Origin of the sequence: Bradyrhizobium sp. 31Argb, assembly GCF_043638955.1 — a bacterium.
GTDB lineage: Bacteria > Pseudomonadota > Alphaproteobacteria > Rhizobiales > Xanthobacteraceae > Bradyrhizobium.
Window position 1 is genome coordinate 1 of record NZ_JBEGDB010000009.1, and the last position, 21,950, is coordinate 21,950.

23 protein-coding genes are annotated in these 21,950 nt (G+C 62.6%); 6 read left to right on the top strand and 17 right to left on the bottom strand.

Annotation, left to right across the window (positions count from 1 at the left end; all coding sequences use genetic code 11):
• Positions 1 to 73: 73 nt before the first annotated feature.
• Positions 74 to 1,381, bottom strand: a complete 1,308-nt coding sequence (locus tag AAFX91_RS03070; RefSeq protein WP_245475690.1) for a hypothetical protein — start codon at positions 1,379 to 1,381, stop codon at positions 74 to 76.
• Between the two features lie 381 nt (positions 1,382 to 1,762).
• Here AAFX91_RS03070 and AAFX91_RS03075 point away from each other — a divergent pair, with 381 nt between their 5' ends.
• Positions 1,763 to 1,894, top strand: coding sequence for a hypothetical protein (locus AAFX91_RS03075; RefSeq protein WP_282526816.1), 132 nt, complete (start codon positions 1,763 to 1,765; stop codon positions 1,892 to 1,894).
• Between the two features lie 343 nt (positions 1,895 to 2,237).
• Here AAFX91_RS03075 and AAFX91_RS03080 read toward each other — a convergent pair whose 3' ends face one another.
• On the bottom strand, positions 2,238 to 2,693 hold the full coding sequence (locus tag AAFX91_RS03080; RefSeq protein WP_130577325.1) for a pseudoazurin: 456 nt from the start codon (positions 2,691 to 2,693) through the stop codon (positions 2,238 to 2,240).
• A 188-nt stretch (positions 2,694 to 2,881) separates the two neighbouring features.
• Here AAFX91_RS03080 and AAFX91_RS03085 point away from each other — a divergent pair, with 188 nt between their 5' ends.
• The gene (locus AAFX91_RS03085) at positions 2,882 to 3,604 is read left to right on the top strand and encodes a Crp/Fnr family transcriptional regulator (RefSeq protein WP_394565498.1); all 723 of its coding nucleotides are present in this window, start codon (positions 2,882 to 2,884) and stop codon (positions 3,602 to 3,604) included.
• A 34-nt stretch (positions 3,605 to 3,638) separates the two neighbouring features.
• Here the strand turns inward: AAFX91_RS03085 and AAFX91_RS03090 are convergent, their stop codons facing one another.
• On the bottom strand, positions 3,639 to 3,851 hold the full coding sequence (locus tag AAFX91_RS03090) for a DUF1858 domain-containing protein (protein WP_394565499.1): 213 nt from the start codon (positions 3,849 to 3,851) through the stop codon (positions 3,639 to 3,641).
• 172 nt (positions 3,852 to 4,023) lie between these two features.
• Here AAFX91_RS03090 and nirK point away from each other — a divergent pair, with 172 nt between their 5' ends.
• The 3 genes from nirK to hemN all read left to right on the top strand — a co-directional run bounded on the left by nirK (position 4,024) and on the right by hemN (position 7,517).
• On the top strand, positions 4,024 to 5,145 hold the full coding sequence (nirK, locus tag AAFX91_RS03095; protein ID WP_130577323.1) for a copper-containing nitrite reductase: 1,122 nt from the start codon (positions 4,024 to 4,026) through the stop codon (positions 5,143 to 5,145).
• Positions 5,146 to 5,210: 65 nt separating this feature from the next.
• Positions 5,211 to 6,074 (top strand): SUMF1/EgtB/PvdO family nonheme iron enzyme, encoded by an 864-nt coding sequence (locus AAFX91_RS03100; protein WP_130577322.1) that lies wholly within the window; start codon positions 5,211 to 5,213, stop codon positions 6,072 to 6,074.
• A gap of 90 nt (positions 6,075 to 6,164) precedes the next feature.
• Positions 6,165 to 7,517 (top strand): oxygen-independent coproporphyrinogen III oxidase, encoded by a 1,353-nt coding sequence (gene hemN / locus AAFX91_RS03105; RefSeq protein WP_394565500.1) that lies wholly within the window; start codon positions 6,165 to 6,167, stop codon positions 7,515 to 7,517.
• Positions 7,518 to 7,839: 322 nt separating this feature from the next.
• Here the strand turns inward: hemN and AAFX91_RS03110 are convergent, their stop codons facing one another.
• The 6 genes from AAFX91_RS03110 to AAFX91_RS03135 form a co-directional block, all read right to left on the bottom strand.
• Positions 7,840 to 9,753: a nitric oxide reductase activation protein NorD gene (locus AAFX91_RS03110; RefSeq protein WP_394565501.1), complete on the bottom strand. Its 1,914-nt coding sequence runs from the start codon at positions 9,751 to 9,753 to the stop codon at positions 7,840 to 7,842.
• A 10-nt stretch (positions 9,754 to 9,763) separates the two neighbouring features.
• Positions 9,764 to 10,576, bottom strand: a complete 813-nt coding sequence (locus AAFX91_RS03115) for a CbbQ/NirQ/NorQ/GpvN family protein (RefSeq protein WP_394565502.1) — start codon at positions 10,574 to 10,576, stop codon at positions 9,764 to 9,766.
• Between the two features lie 61 nt (positions 10,577 to 10,637).
• Positions 10,638 to 11,984 carry a cbb3-type cytochrome c oxidase subunit I gene (locus tag AAFX91_RS03120; protein WP_130577318.1) on the bottom strand — a complete coding sequence of 449 codons (1,347 nt, stop codon included), beginning with the start codon at positions 11,982 to 11,984 and terminating at the stop codon, positions 10,638 to 10,640.
• 40 nt (positions 11,985 to 12,024) lie between these two features.
• Positions 12,025 to 12,477, bottom strand: a complete 453-nt coding sequence (locus AAFX91_RS03125) for a c-type cytochrome (protein ID WP_394565503.1) — start codon at positions 12,475 to 12,477, stop codon at positions 12,025 to 12,027.
• A gap of 105 nt (positions 12,478 to 12,582) precedes the next feature.
• Positions 12,583 to 12,846, bottom strand: coding sequence for a hypothetical protein (locus AAFX91_RS03130; RefSeq protein ID WP_130577316.1), 264 nt, complete (start codon positions 12,844 to 12,846; stop codon positions 12,583 to 12,585).
• Between the two features lie 4 nt (positions 12,847 to 12,850).
• Positions 12,851 to 13,420 carry a cytochrome c oxidase subunit 3 gene (locus tag AAFX91_RS03135; RefSeq protein WP_130577315.1) on the bottom strand — a complete coding sequence of 190 codons (570 nt, stop codon included), beginning with the start codon at positions 13,418 to 13,420 and terminating at the stop codon, positions 12,851 to 12,853.
• 242 nt (positions 13,421 to 13,662) lie between these two features.
• Between AAFX91_RS03135 and AAFX91_RS03140 the strand changes: the two genes are divergently transcribed.
• Positions 13,663 to 13,818, top strand: a complete 156-nt coding sequence (locus tag AAFX91_RS03140; RefSeq protein ID WP_165420981.1) for a hypothetical protein — start codon at positions 13,663 to 13,665, stop codon at positions 13,816 to 13,818.
• Positions 13,819 to 13,835: 17 nt separating this feature from the next.
• Here the strand turns inward: AAFX91_RS03140 and AAFX91_RS03145 are convergent, their stop codons facing one another.
• The 8 genes from AAFX91_RS03145 to AAFX91_RS03180 all read right to left on the bottom strand — a co-directional run bounded on the left by AAFX91_RS03145 (position 13,836) and on the right by AAFX91_RS03180 (position 21,942).
• Positions 13,836 to 15,239: an amidase gene (locus AAFX91_RS03145; protein WP_394565504.1), complete on the bottom strand. Its 1,404-nt coding sequence runs from the start codon at positions 15,237 to 15,239 to the stop codon at positions 13,836 to 13,838.
• A gap of 134 nt (positions 15,240 to 15,373) precedes the next feature.
• Positions 15,374 to 16,135, bottom strand: a complete 762-nt coding sequence (locus tag AAFX91_RS03150) for an SDR family NAD(P)-dependent oxidoreductase (protein WP_394565505.1) — start codon at positions 16,133 to 16,135, stop codon at positions 15,374 to 15,376.
• 82 nt (positions 16,136 to 16,217) lie between these two features.
• Positions 16,218 to 16,928: an ABC transporter ATP-binding protein gene (locus AAFX91_RS03155; RefSeq protein ID WP_394565506.1), complete on the bottom strand. Its 711-nt coding sequence runs from the start codon at positions 16,926 to 16,928 to the stop codon at positions 16,218 to 16,220.
• A complete protein-coding gene (locus AAFX91_RS03160; protein ID WP_394565507.1) occupies positions 16,918 to 17,637 on the bottom strand; it encodes an ATP-binding cassette domain-containing protein in 720 nt (239 codons plus the stop codon). The genes AAFX91_RS03155 and AAFX91_RS03160 overlap by 11 nt, the downstream gene beginning before the upstream one ends.
• Before the next feature lies 1 nt (position 17,638).
• Complete coding sequence (locus AAFX91_RS03165) at positions 17,639 to 18,712, bottom strand: branched-chain amino acid ABC transporter permease (protein ID WP_394565508.1); 1,074 nt, start codon at positions 18,710 to 18,712, stop codon at positions 17,639 to 17,641.
• An 11-nt stretch (positions 18,713 to 18,723) separates the two neighbouring features.
• The gene (locus tag AAFX91_RS03170; RefSeq protein ID WP_282526802.1) at positions 18,724 to 19,590 is read right to left on the bottom strand and encodes a branched-chain amino acid ABC transporter permease; all 867 of its coding nucleotides are present in this window, start codon (positions 19,588 to 19,590) and stop codon (positions 18,724 to 18,726) included.
• 82 nt (positions 19,591 to 19,672) lie between these two features.
• A complete protein-coding gene (locus AAFX91_RS03175) occupies positions 19,673 to 20,911 on the bottom strand; it encodes an urea ABC transporter substrate-binding protein (protein WP_394565509.1) in 1,239 nt (412 codons plus the stop codon).
• Positions 20,912 to 20,943: 32 nt separating this feature from the next.
• Positions 20,944 to 21,942 (bottom strand): acetamidase/formamidase family protein, encoded by a 999-nt coding sequence (locus tag AAFX91_RS03180; protein WP_394565510.1) that lies wholly within the window; start codon positions 21,940 to 21,942, stop codon positions 20,944 to 20,946.
• Positions 21,943 to 21,950: the final 8 nt, after the last annotated feature.

The following is a 21,950-nucleotide window of genomic DNA, read 5'->3' on the forward strand; positions in this document are numbered from 1 at the left end:
ACCGCGCGAAACTACTTCGCCGTCGTCGCCATTGCCGCCACTCTGCTCTGGATAAGGTAACTGTCCACACGGCCTAGTTCCTTGCGAACAGCAGATGGGGCGCGCGGACGCCGCCCGGAAGGCGCAGCGGATTCGCGACATCAGCAAGCTGCCGCGTCCGGATCACTTCGCGAACGATGCCGATGACTCCGGCCGTCATCGCCATCGCGGCCGCTCGGAATCCCCAGGGTTGGCCGACCAGCAGCAGCAGCGTTCCGGTCCAGACGCCCGCGTAGTAGATCACGAACCACTTCGATGCCCTCCGCTCCGCGACGAGGTCCTGAACGCGGGGAGTCGGGGTTCGTCCCATCACGGGACCATAGGTCTCCAGCCAGGTCAGGAACGCTACGATCTTGTAGAGCTTGGCGAGGACCAGGCCCGACAGCCAGCCGAAGACGGCGAGGAAGGCGAACGCGCCCACATGCGCGGCAAAGTCGCCGGTCACGACAAGCGCTGCACCGAGAAGCGCTGTCCCCGCCAGACTCGCGAAAGACAGCATCGCCATCCGCGTATTGAGCTCGAGCTGGCGGCGCTTGCGCGCGCGGAAGATTGCGAACACGTCGCGCCCGTATAGAGCGGCAGTTGCGAGGCCGAGGACGGCGGCAATCGATAGCACCACGTCCAATCCGGCAAAGAGCTCGACCGCGAGGACACCGCCGACCACTGTAACGGCGATCGCGAGCGCGCCCGCCATCAACGTCGTGCCGCTTTTCCGGTCGTCGACGTCAGGCGAGAGCATGAACATGGACAATAGCCGGTAGCTGACGCCCATCGCCGTCAACGTCAGCCAGCCGCCAAGACCGGCGATCGCGTGCAGTGGCACGCCGCCGGCCAGAAGCGATTGCCCGGTCGATCCCGCCCACCCCACGAGTGCGAACGCGAACACCGCGCCGAAGGCGACGGTGACACAGAGCGAGGCCAACCCGACGAGGACGAAGCGGGCCGGCCCTACCGGCCGCAACCATACGGTCAGCCCGAGATCGACGACGATCAGCCCGAATCCAGCGATCAGCAGGACCGCGCCGAGCGGAAGCAGCCAGAGCCAGGCCGGCAGCCGACCTCCCAATGCCAGGAAGCCCGCGAGCAGCGAGGCGAGACCGGCGGTCAGAAGACCCAGAGCAGGCAAAGCCGACTTCTCCGAGAACAGCGGCTTCGCCACGAGCACAGGCACGAACTGGAACAGCGCGCCGCACATTGCGAGGCTGAGCCATCCGATGCAGACCACGTGCGCGAGGACGAGCGTATCCGGTGCTGCAACATCGGCCGCGGGAAAGCCGACGCCCGCCACCATCAGCGCCAGCGCGACGAACAGCCAGGCGATCGCCATCGCGAAGTAGCTCATCGTCCATCGTGATATGCTGGCGCCGATCATCGTGATCTCAGAACTCTCTCTGCATCGCCGCCATTGGCGTCTTTGGGCGTCATTCTCGTTCAATAACCGTAATCGTAGGTCGTCACGATCGAGGGCTCTTTGTCGGAGCACAAATTGCCGTGTCCTTCACATAGAGCGTTTTCGAGCGAAGTGGACACCGGTTCGCGTGAAGAAAACGCGTCAAAACAAGAATCTAGAGCTTCGGTTCTGATTCAATCAGAACCGAAGCTCTAGCTGTTTGATCCCCGACAAAGATCGAACCGCCCCAAATCTGCAATATCGGGTTCATCATGAACGGAGGACGCGATGCGGATTTTCGAAAGATTGCGACGACGAAGCCGAAGAGATCGCGTGATCGAACGCAAACTTTTCGAGGCTATCACCGACGATATTCTCCGGAGGCTCGAGGAGGGAACGTCGATCCTGATTTTCCCCGAGAGCAAGGCTGCCTGCTGCCCGGTCGAAGAGAAGGTGCGTCAATAGGTCTGGCTTTGCGCTATATCAATGCGCCTGTCGCTTTCGGCAATAGAATAGCTGTCAATGTGTGGCGCTGCCCCGGACGGCGGCTGGCTCCCGCCATTCGACTTACTAAAGCCTGATGCGATTTGATTAAATCCGCAGCGACTGCTTTACCTCTCCCGCTTGCGGGGGAGGTCGGCGCGCCAGCGTCGGTGGGGGCTCTCTCCGCTTGCAAGGACAGCGTGAATCGCGGAGACACCCCCACCCCAGCCCTCCCCCGCAAGCAGGAGAGGGAGCGCAGTTGCCATCGGGGATGCCAAGCGATCTGATCGCATCACACTCTGGCGAAGCTGAGGCCGGTAGACCGTCACTTGGACGCGGTCTTGCCGGCTTCGAGTTTGTCGAAGAGCGTCGCGAACACCTGCTTTGCCTTGCCGCTCTGCGGGACCGCCTTGGCCTGGTCGACGTTGCCGGGCGTTCCGACCACGATCATCGCGACCATGCCCATGCCGTAGTGAGGCAGACATTTCACGCCGTAGACGCCCTCTTTGTCGAACTTGACGGCAATATCTTCACCGTTCTTGCCGACGAAGGGCGTTGCGCCCTCCGGAAGCATGCCTTTGACGGACTCGGCGTTGTGGCCCTTGTCGGGGGACAGGAACTTCACGGTGTCGCCGGGTGCGATCTTCACGAAGGCCGGCTCGAACACCATCACACCATCGGCTCCCCTGTTCAGGAGCTTGACTTCCACGTCCGCCGCCTGGGCGCTTCCGGCCAGGATTAGAGCCGCCGCGGCGCCAACCAACATCGCAATCTGTCTCATGCTTTCCATTTCCTGAAACTTGCGCCCGAAATCCACCGGGCTCCCGCGTGTCAGATATCCCCGCCTCGCCCGGCCTAGGTTGCGCCAGCTCAACTTCGTCGTAGAATCCTGGACTAAGAACCTGACGAGCCGTTGGGGCTTGCATCGGCCGCGGATAGTCGCCGCGGCATATTGGAATGAGGATATCGATGGCCGCAGTCGACCGCTCGCTGGTCGCGAACCTGCCGATGTTCGCCGGGCTTACGCCCACCGAACAGGACGAACTGCTGCGCGAGGCGCGTTCGATTCGATACCCAAAGGGAGCCGCGGTGTTCGACCAGGGCGCGGAAGCGGATCGCTTCTTCCTTTTGCTTCACGGACATCTTCGGGTCGAGAAGACGACGTCGCAGGGACAGCAGTCCGTGGTCCGCTACGTCTCGGCGGGCGAGCTCTTCGGCGTCGCGCAGGCCATGAACCCGACGAACTATCCGGCAACCGCCGTCGCCGCCGTGGACAGCATCGCGCTCGCCTGGCCTTCCTCTTCCTGGCATCGCCTGATCGTCAAATACCCGAGCCTCGCCAGCACCGCGCTCCAAACCGTGGGGAGCCGTCTTCAGGATACGCAAGCGCGCGTCATGGAGATGTCGAGCGAGCAGGTCGAGCAGCGCGTCGCCCATGCGCTGCTCCGCCTGGCGAAACAGGCCGGAAGGAAGGTCGATGCCGGCGTCGAGATCGACTTCCCGATCAGCCGGCAGGACGTCGCCGAGATGACCGGAACGACGCTGCATACCGTCAGCCGTATTCTCAGCGCGTGGGAGCAGCAGGGCTTGGTCGAGGGCGGCAGACAGCGCATCGTTCTGTGCGACACGCATCGGCTGCATGATCTTGCCGAAGGCGAAGAAGCCGTTCAGGCACACAAGCGCGAGCCCTAGAGCATGATCCGATTCCTTCTAATCGGATCATGATCTAAGCCGCCCTCGCAGTATCCATAAGCTTCGACACGAAGATGTCGGTGTCTACGCCGTGTTCGCCGCATGCTTCTTCGATCGAGTGGAAAGCGCCGATCGGACAGCCGACACATAGCATCCGGAAGTCGAGAAAGACGCCTATCGCGAGCGGCCATCGACGCATCACGTCGTCGACCATCATATCCGCGGTAGGCACTGCGTTCGATTTCATGTCGCTACCTTAACGTGTCGGCCTTCAGTTCTCTTTGATCGTCCGCAAATTCTCGAGCAGATCGCTTCGTCGAATAAATCGACATCTCATTGTTCCAGAGCAAAGTGTCTGGCCACCAGATCCAACATGATGCAGGCATCGAATTAGGACGATTGAAGCGATGGAGAACATCATGCTGACGAGAAGGACCGCCCTGATGGGAGCCGCGATCGCGGCGCTGATGATAAGCGCGCCGGCGCTGGCCGCCGACGACCTCAAGCTGCCGCGTGAACGAGTCGAGCTGGTCGCGCCGCCTTTCGTGCATCCGCACGAACAGGCGACCAAGGCCGGACCGAAGATCGTCGAGTTCAAGCTCACGGTCCAGGAGAAGGAAGTCGTGATCGACGACGCCGGCACCAAGTTTCATGCGATGACCTTCAATGGCTCCATGCCCGGCCCGATGATGGTGGTGCACGAAGGCGACTACATGGAGCTGACGCTCGTCAATCCCGCGACCAATTCCATGCCGCACAACATCGACCTTCACTCGTCGACCGGAGCGTTGGGCGGTGGCGCGCTGACCAAGGTCAATCCGGGCGAACAGGCCGTGCTGCGCTGGAAGGCGACGCGTCCCGGTGTCTTCGTCTATCACTGCGCTCCTGAGGGCATGGTCCCATGGCACGTGGTCTCCGGCATGCATGGCACGGTGATGGTGCTGCCGCGTGATGGGCTGAAGGACCGTGACGGCAAGTCGCTGCGCTACGACAAGATCTTCTACATCGGCGAAAACGACCTCTATGTGCCGAAGGACGCGAACGGCAAGTACAAGACCTACGACACGGTCGGCGAGTCCTATGCGGACACCACGGAGGTCATGCGCAAGCTGATCCCGACGCACGTCGTCTTCAACGGACGGGTCGGTGCGCTGACCGGCAAGAATGCATTGACCGCGAAGGTCGGCGAGACCGTGATGATCGTGCATTCGCAGGCCAACCGCGACACCCGTCCGCACCTGATCGGCGGGCACGGCGACTATGTCTGGGAGACCGGCAAGTTCAACAACCCGCCGGAGAAGGATCTCGAGACCTGGCTGGTGCGTGGCGGTTCGGCGGCAGCCGCGCTGTATACCTTCCGCCAGCCCGGTGTGTACGCCTATCTCAACCACAACTTGATCGAGGCCTTCGAACTCGGCGCCGCGGCGCACATCAAGGTGGAAGGCAAATGGAGCGATGACCTCATGAAGCAGGTCTCTCCTCCCGGCCCGATCCCGGCCGACAAGCTCGGCGCCGCCGACCCGGTGACCCTAAGCCGGTAGGTGGAGCTGAAGGAACGGCCCGCGGTCCCTACCCGCGGGCCGTTTCACCAATCGGAGGCGACATCATGCTCATCCTGATGAAAATGAAAACGGCCATGCTCGCTGGCGCGCTGGCTGCGCCGATCCTGGCCACCGTGTTCTCGCCCGCGCCTCCGCATGATGACAATGGTGCTGTGCGCCTCTCTCCTGTTTCCTTCAGCTATCGGGCTGCTGGCGATTTCTCGCGGAATGACAGACCGGTCGAAGGGCCCCTGCGCAAACTCCGCCTGCCTGCTGATCTTATCGTCATGAAGCGGCAGGTCACGGTCGCCGAGTACGTGCGCTGCGTCGACGACGGAGCCTGTCCAAAGGTGCCGGTCCCCAACGGCTCCCTGGACGTGCCCGTCGTCGGCGTCAGTTGGCACGACGCCTCGGCCTATGCTGCATGGTTGTCGCGCAGGACCGGTGTTATCCACCGTCTGCCGACGGACGAGGAGTGGACATTCGCGGCCGCCGAGAAGGCCCGCGACGAAGCGTTGCCGCTGGTCGACCCCGCGGATCCGGCGCAGGCCTGGATCGCCCGTTATGAAGCCGAATCTGCCCGCTCCAAGCCCGCCGAGAAGGCCGCGCAGCCCGGGGGCGCGTTCGGCACGAACAGCAACGGATTGGACGACCTGGCCGGCAATGTCTGGGAGTGGACGGATAGCTGCTTCGTCCGCGCCTCGCTCGACGACGGAGGCGAGCGGATCACCAACACGAATTGCGGGCTCCGCGTCGTGGAGGGAGTCCACCGCGCCTACATGACCGACTTCATCCGCGATCCCAAGTCCGGCGGATGCGCCGTGGGCATTCCGCCGACCAATCTTGGCTTTAGGCTCGTCGTCGAGCGTTCCAGCTCGGTCGCCGCGGCGATCTCCCGGAATGTGGCGAAGCTGCTGCCGCGAACATGAGCGTTCGACGACAAACGGACGGGTTGAGCTAGAACAAAGTCATTCCCCCACGGGTCCGATAGATGATGCGGAGACGAAGGAGGAAGGCAGATGCGATCCGACTTAGCGCAATCCTACGGGCAGGACCGGCTGCCACGCTACACCAGCTATCCGACGGCCCCGCATTTTTCACCTGAAATCGGCGAGGACGACTATCGGCGGTGGCTCAAATCGATACCCATTCGCCAGCCGGCGTCGCTCTACCTCCACGTCCCGTTCTGCCGAGCGATGTGCTGGTACTGCGGATGTCATACGTCCGTGAGCAAGCGTGACGAACCGATCGCGATCTACGCGGCGGGCCTGCGCACGGAAGCGCTCCTTGTCGCCGAGACGATTGGACAAAGGCTGCCGCTCTCCCATATCCACTTCGGTGGCGGCACGCCGACGATCATGTCGCCGGAGACGTTCGCGGATCTCATCGGCGCCTTGCGCTATTCGTTCTTCGTGCTGCCGGAAGCCGAGATCGCCGTCGAGATCGATCCCCGCACGCTGACCGAGCCGATGGCGGAGGCGCTGGGCTATTGCGGCGTCAACCGTGCGAGCCTTGGCGTCCAGAGCTTCGATCCGGCCGTGCAGCGCGCCATCAATCGGCACCAGAGCTTCGAACAGACCGCCGCGTCCGTCGAGCGGCTGCGCCGGGCTGGCGTCTGCAGGCTCAATTTCGACCTGCTCTATGGCCTTCCCCTGCAGACGGTGGATTCGTGCCTGGACACGGTTGCAAAATGTGTCGAGCTGCGTCCGGATCGCTTCTCGGTGTTCGGCTACGCGCACATTCCGTCGTTCAAGAAGCACCAGCGCAAGATTGCCGAAGAATCCCTGCCTGACAGCATCGAGCGGCATCTTCAGTCCGAGACGATCGCGCAGGCCTTGCTCGATGCAGGCTACGTGCGCATTGGCCTCGATCACTTCGCCCTTCCCACCGACAATCTTGCCGTGGCAAGATGGGAAGGCAGGTTGCGGCGGAATTTCCAGGGCTACACCGACGATTCGGCCGACACGCTCATTGGTCTTGGCGCCAGCGCCATCGGCCGCATGCCTCAAGGATTCGTACAGAACGCCGTGCCGACGCGCGACTATCTTGCGCGCATCGTCGAGGACCGGCTCGCCACGGTCAAGGGCTACGCGTTTACCGAGGAAGATCTCTTCCGCGCCGACATCATCGAGCGGATCATGTGCGATCTTGCCGTCGACCTCCCCAAGGTATCGCGGCTGCACAGCCGCGATCCGAACTCCGCGATCGTCGATCGGCAACGGATCGATAGCCTCATCGCCGATGGCGCTGTGACGATGTTCGACGACCGCCTCTTGGTCAACGACGGCGCCGAATTCCTGGTCCGCAGCGTCGCTTCGGCATTCGACGCGCATCTTCCACGATCCGTAGCCACGCACAGTCGCGCGGTCTGAACTAACGAGAGCATGATCCGATCAGGTTGATCGATTGCAGCTTGGCTACACTTCCTCCGCTTGCGGGCAGTGCTATTGCATATGGAATAGAACTTGGTGGGCGGTTCCATCGCGGCCCATCCTTCGAGACGCCCGACTTTGGCGGGCTCCTCAGGATGAGGTCTGATTTCGCGGCGGAATCTTTGATCCTCATGGTGAGGAGCGCCGCTTGCGGCGCGTCTCGAGACGATGCTGCGCATCGCTCGGAGAACCATGAGGCCCGCCTCGTTCACGGCCATCAAACAGCTATATGCGATAGCCCAGCATCTGCCCGAGAAGCTGGCTATTGCGTGAGTTGCCGGTAGAGCGCCGGCAAGGCGGCCGGCAGGCGTCGGATGTTGCCGACGATCGCATAGCCGCTTCGCCCGAACAGCGTTGGAAAATAACTCTGGGCGGTTGCATCGATCGTGACGCCGAAGACTGCGGCGCCGAGCCGGCGCGCCTCCTGGACGGCCTTGCGGGTGTCTTCGATGGCGAGGCGCCCCTCATAGTGGTCGACGTCGTTCGGCTTGCCGTCGGTGAGAACGATCAGCAATTTCTTCCGCTGCGGCTGCGCTGCGAGTTCGGACGCGGCGTGGCGCACAGCCGCGCCGATGCGGGTATAGTATCCGGGTTTGAGCGCCCCGATCCGCCGCTCGACCTGCGCACTCATCGGCTCTCCGAACGCCTTGACGGTTTCGAGCCGCACCCATGAACGCCGGCGCGAGGTGAAGGTCAGGATGCTGTGGTGATCGCCGCAGGCCGACAGTCCGTGAGCGAGGACAAGCAACGCCTCCTTCTCCACGTCCAGCACGCGGTACCCGTCGACCCAGGCGTCGGTCGAGAGCGACACGTCGACGAGCAGCGTCACCGCCAGATCGTGGCCTTGCGGCCGCATCGCGAGGTGAACGCGATCGAGCGTGCCGCTGCCGGCACGGAGATCGCAACGGGCACGGACCAGCGCGTCGATGTCGAGGTCGTGCCCGTCGGGCTGTGCCCTCGCGAGCTCGTGGCGGGGCCGCAGCGCCTCGAACTGGCGCCGCACCTGGCGGATGCGACGGTGCGTGGCCTGGTCCGCCGCCCAGCTTTCGCCGGTCTCGCTCGCATGCGCCGTCAACACACGGCAGTGGTCCTGCATGTAGCTGCGACTGCGGTAATCCCATTCCGGATACAGCCGTTCGCCGTCGAGCCGCGAGGGATCGACCGCTTCCGGCGGCAGATCGAGATCGAACTTCAGCTTCGTCGCAGGCTTTCCGCTGCGCCGCCCGATTGACAGCTCTTCCAGATCGTCGGCCGCCTTGCGCGCATTTTCGTCCTCGGTGTCGTCGGAGGGACGGTCGACGTTCACCATCTCCGCCATGGCCAGGATCTTCTCGAACCGGTTGAGGATGAACGGATCTCTCTTGTCGGCTCCGTTCTCCCGCTCGCGGGTCGCAAAGCGCTTTCGCGAGTCCAGCGCGTCCGCCTGGGCGTCGTGCGAGGCGTCGTCCTGATCTTGAGATACCTGCCCGACGTCGCGGGTCCAGCAATCGCCCCACAATGGACATGGCAGCACCGGACGATATCCGGGCGGCGCCCGTTCTCGCAGCGCCTTGTCGCCGGTCAGCGAAAGCCAAAGCTTTCCTTGCGGCGGCGCCGCGGCGCCAAGCAGCGCGAGCACGATCTGTTCGACCTCGCGCTCCACGCGAGGCAATGGCCGCTGCGGCCGGCCAGATGCGACTGCCGCGGCCAGTCGCGTGTAGGAGCCGGCTAGTCCCGGAAATCGAGCGGCGACCATGGCGGCCGTGGCGCGGGCGCGACGCAAGATGAGGAGATCGCGCCGGAGCGGATCGGTCTCATCTATCGCCTCCAGCGGCACGATCGCAAACCACGCAGCGAGCCAACGATAGAGAGCCGCGTTCAGGCCGCGATCCGGAAACAAAGCGATGCGCTCGGGCAGGAAGACGGTCGCCGCGTCGCGCCCGGGATGGGCAAGGGATTCATCACCGAGGCCAATCCTCTGCCTCCAGGCGAGCCGGTGTCCGGATTTGCGCGCGCCCGCGCCGGCGAGCGCAACGCCCGCCTCGCCGCCGAGCGCGCGGAACATGACGGCGATCTGTCCCTGCATCTCCGAGAGTGCGACGGCGTGTTCGGCATGAACCGGATAGGACGCAGTCGCGCCGACCAGGCGATGCCACGCACGGCCGACGGTCTCCTCCAGCTCGAGAAAATCCAGCATCGGCGCTCACCTATCCAATCACGGCCCGTGTGACCTCCACCAGCGCGGCCTTGACGTCGCTATCGTCAGTCAGCGGCTCGATCATGCCGGCGAGGACGGCCTCGGTGACGGAAACACCGGCCGCGACGAGGGTGGCGCAGTAGACGATGAGGCGCGTCGAGACGCCCTCCTCCAGGTCATGTCCCTTCAGCGCGCGTAGGCGTTGGGCAAGCTGAACCAGCGGGCGCACGCGATCCGGTGGAAGCCCGCTTTCCGCCGACACGACGGCGATCTCCTGCTCCGGCGGCAGAAAGTCGAACTCGATGGCAACGAAGCGTTGCCGCGTCGAAGGCTTCAATGCCTTCAACAGGCTCTGGTAGCCGGGATTGTAGGACACGACCAGCATGAAGCCCGGCGGCGCGACGAGCTCCTCGCCGGTCCGTTCGAGCGGCAGGAGCCGGCGGTCGTCGGTCAATGGATGCAGCACCACCGTCACGTCCTTGCGGGCTTCCACCACCTCGTCGAGATAGCAGATGCCGCCTTCGCGTACCGCCCGCGTCAGGGGACCGTCCGTCCAGACCGTGTCGCCGCCCTTGAGCAAATAGCGGCCGGTGAGATCGGCCGCGGTGAGGTCGTCGTGGCAGGCGACGGTATGCAAGGGGATGCCGAGGCGTGCGGCCATGTGAGCCACGAAGCGGGTCTTGCCGCAGCCCGTTGGGCCTTTCAGCAGCACCGGCAGGCGGTGACGCCACGCGTGCTCGAACAGCGCGCACTCGTTTCCACTCGGCACATAAGCCGGAATCTCCGAAACGGAGCCTGCTACAGCCTGAAGGACGGATTTCATGATGGTTCTCCGGGACATCCAGGGGAATGGCGGCCGCGAGGTGCGCGGCCGCCGCGTTGCTCTACTCGGCCGGCTGCAGGGCTCCGCCGGCCAGGGAGTGCTTCTCACGTCCGGGCACCAGCACCGCCCAGACGAACATCAGCGCGGAGATCGCGACGAACACACCGGAGCCGAGACGGACCCAGTAGAACATTGCGAGCTGGTCCTGCACTTCCATGTAGCTCTGGCCGAGCACGCGCTGCAGATGGACCTGGATGATGCCGGCGAAGGTGAGCGCGAAGGTCATCGTCAGCATCGCCGTGCACATGATCCAGAAGCTTGCCATGCTGAGCCACTGGTTGTATGGCGCGCGTCCGCGTATCTCCGGGATCGCGTAAGCCATCACCGCGAGGTTCAGCATCACATAGGCACCGAAGAACGCGAGGTGCCCGTGCGCAGCGGTCACTTGGGTGCCGTGCGTGTAATAGTTGACCGAGGACAGGGTGTGCAGGAAGCCCCACACGCCGGCGCCGAGGAACGCCATCACGGAGCAACCGACTGACCACAACAGCGCCGCACGGTTCGGATGCTTGCGTCCGGCCTTCCAGGTCATCTGCACGGTGAAGATCACCATGGTGAAGAAGGGCGCGACCTCCAGCGTCGAGAACAGCGAGCCGATCCACTGCCAGTATCCCGGCGCGCCGATCCAGTAGAAGTGGTGGCCGGTGCCGAGGATGCCCGAGAACAGCGCCAGACCGATGATGACGTAGAGCCACTTCTCGACCACCTCGCGGTCGATGCCGTTGAGCTTGATCATCAGGAAGGCGAGCACGGAGGCCATGATCAGCTCCCAGACGCCCTCGACCCACAGATGCACGATGTACCACCAGTACATCTTGTCGACTGCAAGGTTCGCCGGATTGTAGAACGCGAACAGGAAGAAGATCGCGACTCCCCACAGGCCGAACAGCAGGATGTTCGTCACCGTGGTCTTGCGCCCCTTCAGCGCCGTCATCGTCACGTTGAACAGGAACATCAGGCAGACGACGACGATGCCGACCTTGATGATGAAGGGCTGCTCGAGGAATTCACGCCCCTCATGGTAGTGGAAGAGATAGCCGACAACCGCGGCGCCCGCGGCGCCGAAGAACATCCAGAACTGGATCTTCGCGAGCAGCGGACTGAAGAGCTCGGTCTCGGTCTCCTCCGGCAACAGGTAGTAGGTCGCGCCCATGAAGCCGATCAGCGACCACACGATCAGGGCGTTGGTGTGTATCATCCTGACGATGTTGAAGGGCAGGATGACCGAAAGCGTGTTCGGCAGGACGTAGATCGTGCCGGCGAGCAGGCCGAAGACGACCTGCGCGAGGAAAAGCGTCAGCGCGCCGTAGAAATACAGCATCGCGACTTTCTGGGTCTGGTATTTCATCGAAAAGCTCACTTGTTGAAGGGCTGTCGGGACGCGGTGCTCATCCGGCCTTGTTGGGCGGCCAGTCATGGCGCTTGATGGTGCCGGTCCATTGCAGGAAGTCGGCGAGATCGTTGAGTTCCTGGTCGGTCAGGTTGAATTGCGGCATCTGCCGCCGGCCCGACGCGCCGGACGGCTGCGCCTGCATCCACGACTTCAGGATGTCCCTTGCAGCGGCCGGGTCTTCCTTGCCGCCCCAGCGATCCCAGACATTGCCGACTTCCGGCGCGAAATAGGCGCCCTCGCCCAGCAGCGTGTGGCAGTTGATGCAGGAGTTCTTTTCCCAGACATGTTTGCCGCGCGCGACCGAATCCGTCAGCGTCGAGGCGTTCGTCGAGGTGTTCACCATGTAGTAGTGGCTGTGGGCCGTCAGGCCGAGGAAGATCGCAAAGAAGAAGGCGGATCCCCCGTAGAAGACGTTCCGGGCAGCCGTTTTCGTGAGGCGTTCAGCCATCACCTATCCTTTCCCGTTCTTGTTGATAGTGCGAGCGCCGCGCCAATCTACGTGGCAGCCCCATCGGTTCTTTGTGCTGGAGCAACCAGCGTCGCATTCGCCGCCTCAGATCAGCAGTCTGGCGACGGAGGCAGCCAAGGCGAACGATGCCACGCCGAGCACCCAGGCGCTGACCAGTCCGCGCCAGATCGCCGGCACCGCGCGAAGTCCGAGGAAGTCGAGCAGGATCCATCGCCCTTTCAGGGCCGCGAGGGCGAGCACGACGACGTTGCCCAACCAGGCAACCGGCACGCTTCGGGAAGCGATGAGCGTCGCGATCGCGAGGCCGATCAGGAGAATCAGGGTCGTTTCGAGCGGATGACGGGCCATCATTTCAGCGCACCAGATAGATGATCGGAAACATCAGGATCCAGACCAGGTCGACCATGTGCCAGAACGACGTTCCGGTCTCGACCGCGTCGGGTTCCGCACCGCGCTGGACCACTGCCAGGATCACCATGCCGAGCACGATGTGCAGCAGGTGGAAGCCGGTCAGCAGGAAGTACAGCGTGAAGAACGTGCTGGTCTCCAGTCCCACACCGGTCGCGATCTCGCTATCGTATTCGAGAAGCTTGATCGCAACGAACGCGCCTCCAAGCGCGATCGCGAGCAGCAGCCAGCGACGGCAGGCCGCCGCTGCACGCGCGCGAGCAGCCGCCGCGCCACGTGCAGCGGCCCACCCACTGGTCACCAACACCAAGGTGTTGAGGGCCGCAAGGCCGGGATCCAGGACGGCCTGGCCGGAGGCAAAGATAACGGGGTTGACGGCGCGGGCGACCGCGAACGCGCCCAGCAGCAGACCAAAGACGGCGAATTCGCTGAAGATCAGGACCCAGATCATGGGGTCGCCGGGGAGTTCAGCCAGCAGGCCGCTTTCCTGCACTTCGCAATCTTGAGCCGACATGGATCCTCCGGGCGGGGTCGTCGCTGGGATCGCTATCGGGGATGACAGCGGCGATCTTTGTTGCGGGACAAAGACGGGTGCAGCCCGCCGCGTAGGGTCCGGGTCAGCACGGTCGCGCGAAGGCGGCCGGCGTCAGAGCATGATCCGGAAAAGTGGAAACCGGTTTTCCCTCGCGACAAACGCGAAGCGTTTGCGTGGAGATCATGCTCAAACAAAGAGATCTACGAATCGGAGTTGGAACCATGAGCGACGCGCAGGTCGGCCTCCTCACCGCGACGCCTCTGATCATGATCTTCGCCGGCGCGATGCGAGCGATGGGTGTCCTGTCGACCACCGCGACGATCGCGGCGATTGCGCTGTCGGGCGCTATCGCCGCCGTGCTCTTCTTCACGCAATAGGCCGGTCCCGGCCAGGGTCATCCAATCGGCGGCCGCAGGGTATGCCAGTCCGTCGTCGACTGGAACGCGTGAGCTGCGCGAGCAAGCACACCCTCAGATAGATGCGGGCCGACCAGTTGCATGCTCAACGGCATCCGATCTGACGCAACCCCCATGGGGAGCGTAATGGTCGGACTTCCGCTGAAGTCGAACACCGCGGTGAATCGCAGGATGCTCAACAACACATTCGGATCAGCGCCATATTCACTCATCTTCGCAAGCGTCGGAATCGGCACCGGCATCGTCGGAATGAGCAAAAGGTCGATATCCCCAAACAATGCTGCGAGGCTGCCGCAGAACTTGAGGCGCTCATGATGAATGGCGGCGATTTCGATACCGCTGACCGACCTGCCCTGCTCGATCAACTGCGCAAGGTCCGGACCGTATTCCGACTTGCGCGACGGATAGGTCTTGAGGTGCGCTTCGGCCGTCTCGACCGAGCACATCGGAATCCACAGGCTCACGAGCTTCTCGTAGGAGGGAAATCGAACCTCACGGATTTCGGCACCGAGATCCACCAGCGTGCGCTCGGCCTCCAGCAAGGCTGCTACGACCTGCGGGTCGATTCCTTCCTGCGTGTATTTGCGATCCACCCCAATCCTGAGGCCGCGTACGCCATCGCCAATCCGAGCCAGATAATTCGGAACGGGAGCCTGCAAAGCCGTCGGATCGTTGGCATCCGCGCCTGCGATGACGCCCAGCATCGCTGCGGCGTCCGCAGCACTTCGGCACATCGGCCCGATATGATCGAGCGAGTCCGCCAGTGGGAAAATGCCATAGCGGCTCACCCGGCCCCATGTCGGCTTGATTCCGGTCAGCCCGCAGGTCGCCGATGGAAACCTGATCGAACCGCCCGTGTCGCTTCCGATCGATCCGTAGCAGAGACCGGCGGAGGTGGCGACGCCCGATCCAGTCGACGAAGAGCCGACCCAATAATCCGCATTCCAGGGATTGAGCGGGGCCTGATCATCCGGATGATGGCTGGTATAGGCGCCTTCCGTCATCTTGAGCTTTCCGAGCGTGACCGCGCCGGCGCGCTCGAGCCGATCAACGATGGTCGCATTGAACGACGGCACGAAGTTCGCATGAATCTTCGTGCCGCCCGCCGTCGGTGCGAATGTCGTGTAGCACAGATCCTTCAGTCCGATCGGAACGCCATGAAGCGGGCCGCGCCAAATGCCCTTGGCGATCTCGCTGTCATGCTTCCTTGCCTGCGCCATGGCCCGTTCCGCGAGGACGACGGCATATCCGTGCAAGCCTCCATCGAGCTTGTCGATACGGTTCAACGTTGCTTCGGTGACCTCTGAAGGCAACAGCTCCTTGCGGCGAAACAATTCGGACAGTTCAGTTATGGACTTGTAGTGCAGTTGATCCGCAGACATATCGAGTTCCTGTTGTCATCGGGGCTGCGCCTTAGAGCGTTTTCGAGCGAAGTGGATACCGGTTCGCGTGAAGAAAACGCGTCAAAACAAGAATCTAGAGCTTCGGTTCTGATTCAATCAGAACCGAAAATGCTCTAGAACTGGACGCCTCGCGTCAAGGCACCGTCCACGACAAGGTTCGTTCCCGTGATGAAGCTGGCGGCCCGGCTCGCAAGAAACACGACGGCATTCGCCATCTCCTGCGGCGTGCCCATCCGTCCTGTCGGATTGAGCGCCAGCGCGGTCTTGTACAGTTCGGGATTGCTGTCCTTGATCATGTTCCAGACACCGCCCTCGAAATAGGTGTTGCCCGGAGACACGGAGTTGGCCCGTATGCCCTTGGCGGCGAGCTGGTAGGCCAGGCCCTGCGTATAGTGGATGATCGCCGCCTTGAAGGTGCCGTAGGGGCCGCTCGCAAAGTCGACCTCGCGTCCCGACACGCTGGCGATCGTCACGATCGCAGGAGCGCCGCTCTTTTCCAGATATGGCATCGCGGCGTTCACCAGGCGGACCGTTCCCATCATGTCGGTGGAGAATTCCTTCTCCCAGCTTTCCTCGTCCTGCCCTATCGAGAGGGCGCTGACATTGGCGACGACGACATCGACGCCGCCGAGCTTCGATGCCATGTCGCTCACCCAGGCCTTGAGCGCCGCACCATTGGATACATCGACCGAACCGCCAAACGCCGCGACGCCCTTTGCCTTGAGGGCGGCGACGGTGCTGTCCACGTCCGCCTGATTGCGCGCGCAAATTCCGACATTGGCGCCTTCAGCGGCGAAGGTCTCGGCGATCGCCCTGCCGATGCCCTTGGTGCTGCCCGTGATGAGAACGTTGGCTCCTTTGAGTCCTAAGTCCATGTTCGTCTCCCTCCCTGGTCATTTTTGACTTCAAATGGCACGCTGATGAACAAGACGCGTTCTCAAAAACGGCGGATCAGCCTCACAACAACAGTTGCGCGCGGACATTGTCGGCGTTGACGTCCCCGCCGATCAATGATCGCGTGATCTTGCCTTTTTCCATGATGTAGCAGCGCTCGGCGATCTCCAGGATCGTGTCGAGGTTCTGCTCGACGAAAACGATCGTCGTGCCCAGCTCAGCCCGGAACGATTTCAGCGCATCGCAAATGTGCCGCACGATCGACGGCTGAATGCCCTCGGACGGCTCATCTAGGATCATCAAGGTCGGGTTTCCGATCAGAGCCCGGCCGATCGCGAGTTGCTGTTGCTCGCCTCCCGACATGGTGCCGGCAACCTGCCGCCGTCGTTCCTTCAATCGCGGAAAATACTCGTAGACGAGCTCCGGCAGCTTCTTGCCCTCCGGTCCGCCAATCAGCTCGCCGACCTGCAGGTTTTCCTCGACGCTCATCTGTGGAAACACATCCCGTCCCTGCGGGATGTAGCCGAAGCCGGCGCGCGCCCGGGCGTCCGCCTGCAACTGGGTTACATCCTGGTCCAAGAAAGTGATCGTGCCGCGCCACGTCTCCAGAAGCCCGATCAGGCATCGCATCAGCGTCGACTTGCCGACGCCGTTCCGGCCGATCACGCCGACGATCTCGCCGCGGGATACCGACATGCTCACGCCCTGCAGGATCGGCGTGGCGCCGTAGCCCGCCCAGAGTTCCGATACCTCCAGAATCCGATCAGTGGGCATGCGTCTTCCCAAGGTAGATTTCGGCGACCTTCTCGTCCTGAATGATGGTCTCCAGATTGCCTCGCGCAAAGATCTTGCCAAGATGCAGCACAGTCACGCGTTGCGCAATCTGGCGCACAAACGCCATATCGTGCTCGACGACGAGCACCGTCATGCCCTCGGCATTGAACGACTTGATGAGTTCGCCGGTCTTGAACGTCTCCTCCGGCGACATGCCGGCCGTCGGCTCGTCCAGCAGCAATAGCTGCGGCTGCAGCGCCAGCGCCATGCCGATCTCGAGCCATTGCTGCTGGCCATGCGAAAGTGCTCCGGCCAATTTGCTGCTCTCCGACGCCAGATCGAGCAGCGTAAGCAGCCGCTCCTCCTCGACGTCGCGCTCCGCGCCCGAGAAACGCCCCTGCAGGGCGATCTGGATATTCTGCCGGACCGGCAGCTCCTTGAACACGCTCGGCGCCTGCATCTTGATGCTCATGCCCCGCTGCACACGCGCAAAGGGCCGCTCTTCGGTGATATCGATGGAGTCGAAGAATATATTGCCTTTGGTCGGCGGATAGAGGCCGACGATCAGCTTGAACAGCGTGCTCTTGCCGGCCCCGTTGGGGCCGATCAGGCAATGAACCTCCCCGACATTGACAGTCAGATCGACGTCGGAGACGGCCGTCAATCCGCCAAAGCGTTTGGTCACGCCCTTCACATCGACAAGCGCCATGTCAGGCCTCGTCCGATTGCAGGCGGCCGGCGTCCGCCAGAGTGGAATTCGCGTCACGCCGCCGGCGCCCCGTCCATCGATCAGCAACAAACTTGCCAACACCGAGCACAAAACCCTGCGGCGCCAACATCACGGTGGCGAGCAGCAGCGTACCCATCAGCACGAGCGCGGCCTGCTGGCTATAGACGGTGATGGTCTGGAACCCGAACAGCAGCAGGAACGAGCCAACCAGCGTCGCTGTCAGATCGCTTCGCCCGGAGAAAGCCACCCATACGATCGGCATCGCGGCGGCCGGCAGCCCGATGCTCGACGGGGTGATGAATTGCCCCCACGACGTATACAGCGCGCCGCTGAGGCCCGCGAGCCCGCTTCCGATGATGAACGTGAGCAATTGATACTTGCGGACGTCGTAGCCGAGCATCTCGGCGCGCTGCGGGTTCTCGCGCGTCGCAACGATCACGTTGCCGATGCGCGAGTTCACCAGCATGCGCAGCGCGATGTAGACGATCACGATGAGCGCGACCATGACATAGTAGAGGGCGGACCCCTCGATGTAGAAATCGCCGACGGTGAGCGGATCCATGCCCTTCATGCCGTTGAAGCCGTTCAGTCGCGCAGTGCCGATGTGCCATTCCGGTCCGGCCGTCTGTCCGAGGAAGAACGCCAGCACCAGCGTCGCCGACAGCGTCACGATACCGAAGAAGATGCCGTTGATGCCGCCCCAGATCATGAAGTAACCGAGGATCCCCGCCGCGATCATCGCGATGATGACCGACAGTACGAGCGCCGCGATCGTCGTCGAACCTCCACCCATGTTGATGGCCAGCACGCCATAAGCATAACCGGAGATGCCGAAGAAGAACGTCTGGCCGAACGACAGCATGCCGCCATAGCCCCACATCAGGCAGAGGCCGAGCGCCATGAAAACCCAGATCAGGAAATAGGAGAAGTTGCCGACATCGTAGGAGTCCGCAAAGACCGGATAGATCAACGCGGCTGCCAGCACGGCGAGAAAGCAGGACCAGAACGTCCGTCCACGTCCCAAGGTCTGCGGACCATCAAGCAGTTTGAACATCACACCCCCGCTTAGCGCCCGCGACGGACCAACACGCTGGAAAGGCCTTCGGGCAAGACACGGATGATCAGGATCACTGCAAACAACATGCCGATCTGGCCGATGATCTGCCCATAGCTTGCATTCAAGGCCATTCGAATCATCGCCAGGAACACGGCGGCCGGCGCGGTTCCGAGCAGGACATTTGCGCCTCCGACCACGACGGTAACGAAACTCTCCACCACGAACGTCGCACCCATCGTCGGAATCAGCGTCATCGTCGGTGCATAAAGCGCGCCGCAAAGGCCCGCGAGCCCGGCGCCGATGCCGAAACTGATTGCGTAGATCCGTCCCGTGCGCGCACCCAACGCCTTTGCCATTGCGGCATTCTGCATGGTCGCACGCGCCATCACGCCGAAGCGCGTCTTCATGAAGATCACGTAGAGACCGATCAGCACGGCGACCGCGCAGGCGAACAGCACCAGGCGATAGGTCGAGAATGTGTAGCCGCCGATCGCAAAGCTGCCCTCCGGCGTGCCAATCCCCGTTATCGATGATCCCACGATCAGGAGCATCGATTGCGTCACGATCAGGCTGAGCCCCCAGGTGGCGAGCAAGGAGTCGAGCGGCCTCTTATACAGCCGACGAACAATGAGGTATTCGACGGCAACACCGATCAATCCAGCCGTCACCGCGGCAAGCACCTGAGCTAGGGCAAGCGGTACACCGAGCTTCACAAGCCCGACCGTCACGTAGGCGCCGCACATGATGAACTCGCCATGCGCCATGTTGATTACGCCCATCATGCCGAACACGATGGCGAGGCCTGCGGCCGAGAGGATCAGAAACGCAAAGACGTCGGCGAATTGGTAGAATACCGAGAAAAGTTCAGCCGACATCATCGGTCTCCTGCTCCTTCATCATGGACGCCGCAGCGATGCGGCGCCCGCGCAGTCCGAAGTCATGATCCGATGAGTGGCGTCACGACTTGTTGGGCAAATGGCTCGGCGTGTACTGGTCCTTGTCATTCTTCTTGGTGAGATCGCAGCCGATGTCGCCAAGCCAATACGGCTTGATCGTTCCGTAGTCCTTCTCGACCGTCACTTCGTGTTGAGGACCGACGGAGATCGGGCGCATGCGGTGAGACGTGTGCTGGCTCTTCGGGTCGATGCAGACCTTGCCTTCGGGCGCATCGATGCAGGCATCGCCGGTCGCGATCACCTTGCGCATGTCCTCGAGCTTGGTCGATTTCGCCTTCTCGACCAACGTCTTGTACATGTAGAGCGCGTTATAGGCATTGTAGCCCATGTCGTTGATGTAGAGCTCGTCGGGGAACTTCGCATGCCAGCGCTTCTTGAAGTCGTTGGCTTCGGGCGTATCGATCTCCTCGAACCAGTTCGCGGTCGCATGCATGTTGTTGAGCGCCGGCGGCTTGAACCGCTTATGCTCGAAACCGAGCATGACCTTGATCGACGAGCCCATCGGCAGGTTGAGCTTCGCCGCGGCGGCCTGCTCGAAGAACGAGTCCTGGGCGGCGCCGACATTGATCGTCAGAAGCCAATCCGGTTTCGCTTTCTGGATGTTCTGGATCGTCTGCGCGAACTGGGAAACGCCGAGCGGGATGAATTCCTCTCCGACGACCTCTCCGCCCAGATCCTTCATGATCTTCCGGTTCCACTCCGCCGAAATCTGTCCGAAATTGTAGTCGGCGGCGATGACGTAGACCTTCTTGCCGAACTTCTCGACCATCCAGGGGATCAGCGTCGAGAACTGCTGCTCGGGTACCGCCCCCATGCTGATCATGCTGGCGTCGCACACGCCGCCTTCGTACTGGTTGGTGTAGAAGTACGGCGTGGTCGTGCGATCGATGATCGGCCGGACGGCCTCGCGCGAAGCGGACGTGATGCCTCCGATCAGCACGTCGACCTTGTCGCGGCTGAGCAGCCGTCGCGCAAACTCCTGATAGCGGGCATTATCGCCCTGCGGGTCGAGATGGATGAGCTCGATCTGCCGCCCGAGGATGCCGCCACTCTTGTTGATCTCCTCGACCGCAAGCTGCGAGCCGTGCAGTTTCGGCATGCCCATGAACGCAAGATCGCCGGAGACGTCTTCGAGGAGACCGACCTTCAACGGCGGTTCGGCCGCCCGCGCGGCGCCGAGGGCCGCCGTCCCCAGCGCGACGCCAAAAAAGGCAGCTCTGAACAGATGTGCTGATTGCATTGAAATGTCCCCTTGTTGAAAAGCTGCTGAATTCACGCCTTGAGATAAGTTTTCAGGATCGATGCACCCATCGTGTATTTCGGGTCGACCATGTTGCCGAGCCGCATGCGCCCGGCCTGGCTGAGCAGCATGTACGCGTCGATCTCGTCGAAGCCGTAGTCCGCACTCATCCATCGCGTGAGTTCGCGATAGGCGATGCGGGCCGCATCCTCGAGCGGGCGTGCGCTGCCGATGGTCATGATGAAGTCGCGCGTCTCCAGACGCGGCCAGGCAAAGCTCCAGTTCTTGATCAGATCGATCTGTAGCGTGACCGTCGCACGCTGCTCGAGCGCGACACCGGAGAGTTCGCCATCGCCCTGTGTTGCGTGGCAGTCGCCGACGTAAAGAAGCCCGCCCTCGGCATGCACAGGCAAATAGAGGATGGCGCCGGGTGCGACATCGGGCAGGTCCATGTTGCCGCCGTGATAGTCCGGCTGCAGCGAGGAGATCGCCTCGATCTCGGGCGACACACCAATCGTGCCGATGAACGGCTCATAGGGCAGCGTGATCTTGTCGTTCCAGCGAACGCCGTTCCTGTCGACATGCAGCTTGCGGACGCGCTCAGGCAGCGGCGGATTGAGCATCGCGGTGGAGCTCGTCCCAACAAGCCCGCCGAATTCGGGGATGATGCAGGTCGTTCCGGCCGGCTGCTCGCCGCGCGTCTCGACGTCGTGGATATAGACGGCGAGACAATCGCCCTTCTTCGCGCCCTTGACTGCTATCGGTCCGCATTGCGGGTTGAGGTACGGAAAGTTCAGTTTCGCCGTCGGACTGTCGCTCTCACTGGTGAGCACGCCGCCGAAGGCGTCCTCGGTCTCGACGACAACGACTTCTCCCGGATCGATCGACAGTGTTGGCTTCGCATAAGGTCCGTAGACGTAGTGGAAGCCCCCCTGCTGCTCGATCGTCAGGCTGCGCCTCGCGCCGGCCGCCCCCTTGGCAACGGCGCGCTTCGACATGATGGAACCCTGCAACCAATCTTCTGCTTTCATGCGAACGG

What these genes read in the sequence shown, in the direction of transcription:
- AAFX91_RS03155 (WP_394565506.1), bottom strand. Translation starts at nt 16,928, where the DNA reads ATGCCCACTGATCGGATTCTGGAGGTATCGGAACTCTGGGCGGGCTAC.
- AAFX91_RS03175 (WP_394565509.1), bottom strand. Translation starts at nt 20,911, where the DNA reads ATGCAATCAGCACATCTGTTCAGAGCTGCCTTTTTTGGCGTCGCGCTG.
- AAFX91_RS03120 (WP_130577318.1), bottom strand. Translation starts at nt 11,984, where the DNA reads ATGAAATACCAGACCCAGAAAGTCGCGATGCTGTATTTCTACGGCGCG.
- AAFX91_RS03150 (WP_394565505.1), bottom strand. Translation starts at nt 16,135, where the DNA reads ATGGACTTAGGACTCAAAGGAGCCAACGTTCTCATCACGGGCAGCACC.
- AAFX91_RS03180 (WP_394565510.1), bottom strand. Translation starts at nt 21,942, where the DNA reads ATGAAAGCAGAAGATTGGTTGCAGGGTTCCATCATGTCGAAGCGCGCC.
- AAFX91_RS03165 (WP_394565508.1), bottom strand. Translation starts at nt 18,712, where the DNA reads ATGTTCAAACTGCTTGATGGTCCGCAGACCTTGGGACGTGGACGGACG.
- AAFX91_RS03070 (WP_245475690.1), bottom strand. Translation starts at nt 1,381, where the DNA reads ATGAGCTACTTCGCGATGGCGATCGCCTGGCTGTTCGTCGCGCTGGCG.
- AAFX91_RS03115 (WP_394565502.1), bottom strand. Translation starts at nt 10,576, where the DNA reads ATGAAATCCGTCCTTCAGGCTGTAGCAGGCTCCGTTTCGGAGATTCCG.
- AAFX91_RS03130 (WP_130577316.1), bottom strand. Translation starts at nt 12,846, where the DNA reads ATGGCCCGTCATCCGCTCGAAACGACCCTGATTCTCCTGATCGGCCTC.
- AAFX91_RS03170 (WP_282526802.1), bottom strand. Translation starts at nt 19,590, where the DNA reads ATGTCGGCTGAACTTTTCTCGGTATTCTACCAATTCGCCGACGTCTTT.
- AAFX91_RS03145 (WP_394565504.1), bottom strand. Translation starts at nt 15,239, where the DNA reads ATGTCTGCGGATCAACTGCACTACAAGTCCATAACTGAACTGTCCGAA.
- AAFX91_RS03100 (WP_130577322.1), top strand. Translation starts at nt 5,211, where the DNA reads ATGCTCATCCTGATGAAAATGAAAACGGCCATGCTCGCTGGCGCGCTG.
- AAFX91_RS03080 (WP_130577325.1), bottom strand. Translation starts at nt 2,693, where the DNA reads ATGAGACAGATTGCGATGTTGGTTGGCGCCGCGGCGGCTCTAATCCTG.
- AAFX91_RS03090 (WP_394565499.1), bottom strand. Translation starts at nt 3,851, where the DNA reads ATGAAATCGAACGCAGTGCCTACCGCGGATATGATGGTCGACGACGTG.
- nirK (WP_130577323.1), top strand. Translation starts at nt 4,024, where the DNA reads ATGCTGACGAGAAGGACCGCCCTGATGGGAGCCGCGATCGCGGCGCTG.
- AAFX91_RS03085 (WP_394565498.1), top strand. Translation starts at nt 2,882, where the DNA reads ATGGCCGCAGTCGACCGCTCGCTGGTCGCGAACCTGCCGATGTTCGCC.
- AAFX91_RS03110 (WP_394565501.1), bottom strand. Translation starts at nt 9,753, where the DNA reads ATGCTGGATTTTCTCGAGCTGGAGGAGACCGTCGGCCGTGCGTGGCAT.
- AAFX91_RS03135 (WP_130577315.1), bottom strand. Translation starts at nt 13,420, where the DNA reads ATGTCGGCTCAAGATTGCGAAGTGCAGGAAAGCGGCCTGCTGGCTGAA.
- AAFX91_RS03160 (WP_394565507.1), bottom strand. Translation starts at nt 17,637, where the DNA reads ATGGCGCTTGTCGATGTGAAGGGCGTGACCAAACGCTTTGGCGGATTG.
- AAFX91_RS03140 (WP_165420981.1), top strand. Translation starts at nt 13,663, where the DNA reads ATGAGCGACGCGCAGGTCGGCCTCCTCACCGCGACGCCTCTGATCATG.
- AAFX91_RS03125 (WP_394565503.1), bottom strand. Translation starts at nt 12,477, where the DNA reads ATGGCTGAACGCCTCACGAAAACGGCTGCCCGGAACGTCTTCTACGGG.
- hemN (WP_394565500.1), top strand. Translation starts at nt 6,165, where the DNA reads ATGCGATCCGACTTAGCGCAATCCTACGGGCAGGACCGGCTGCCACGC.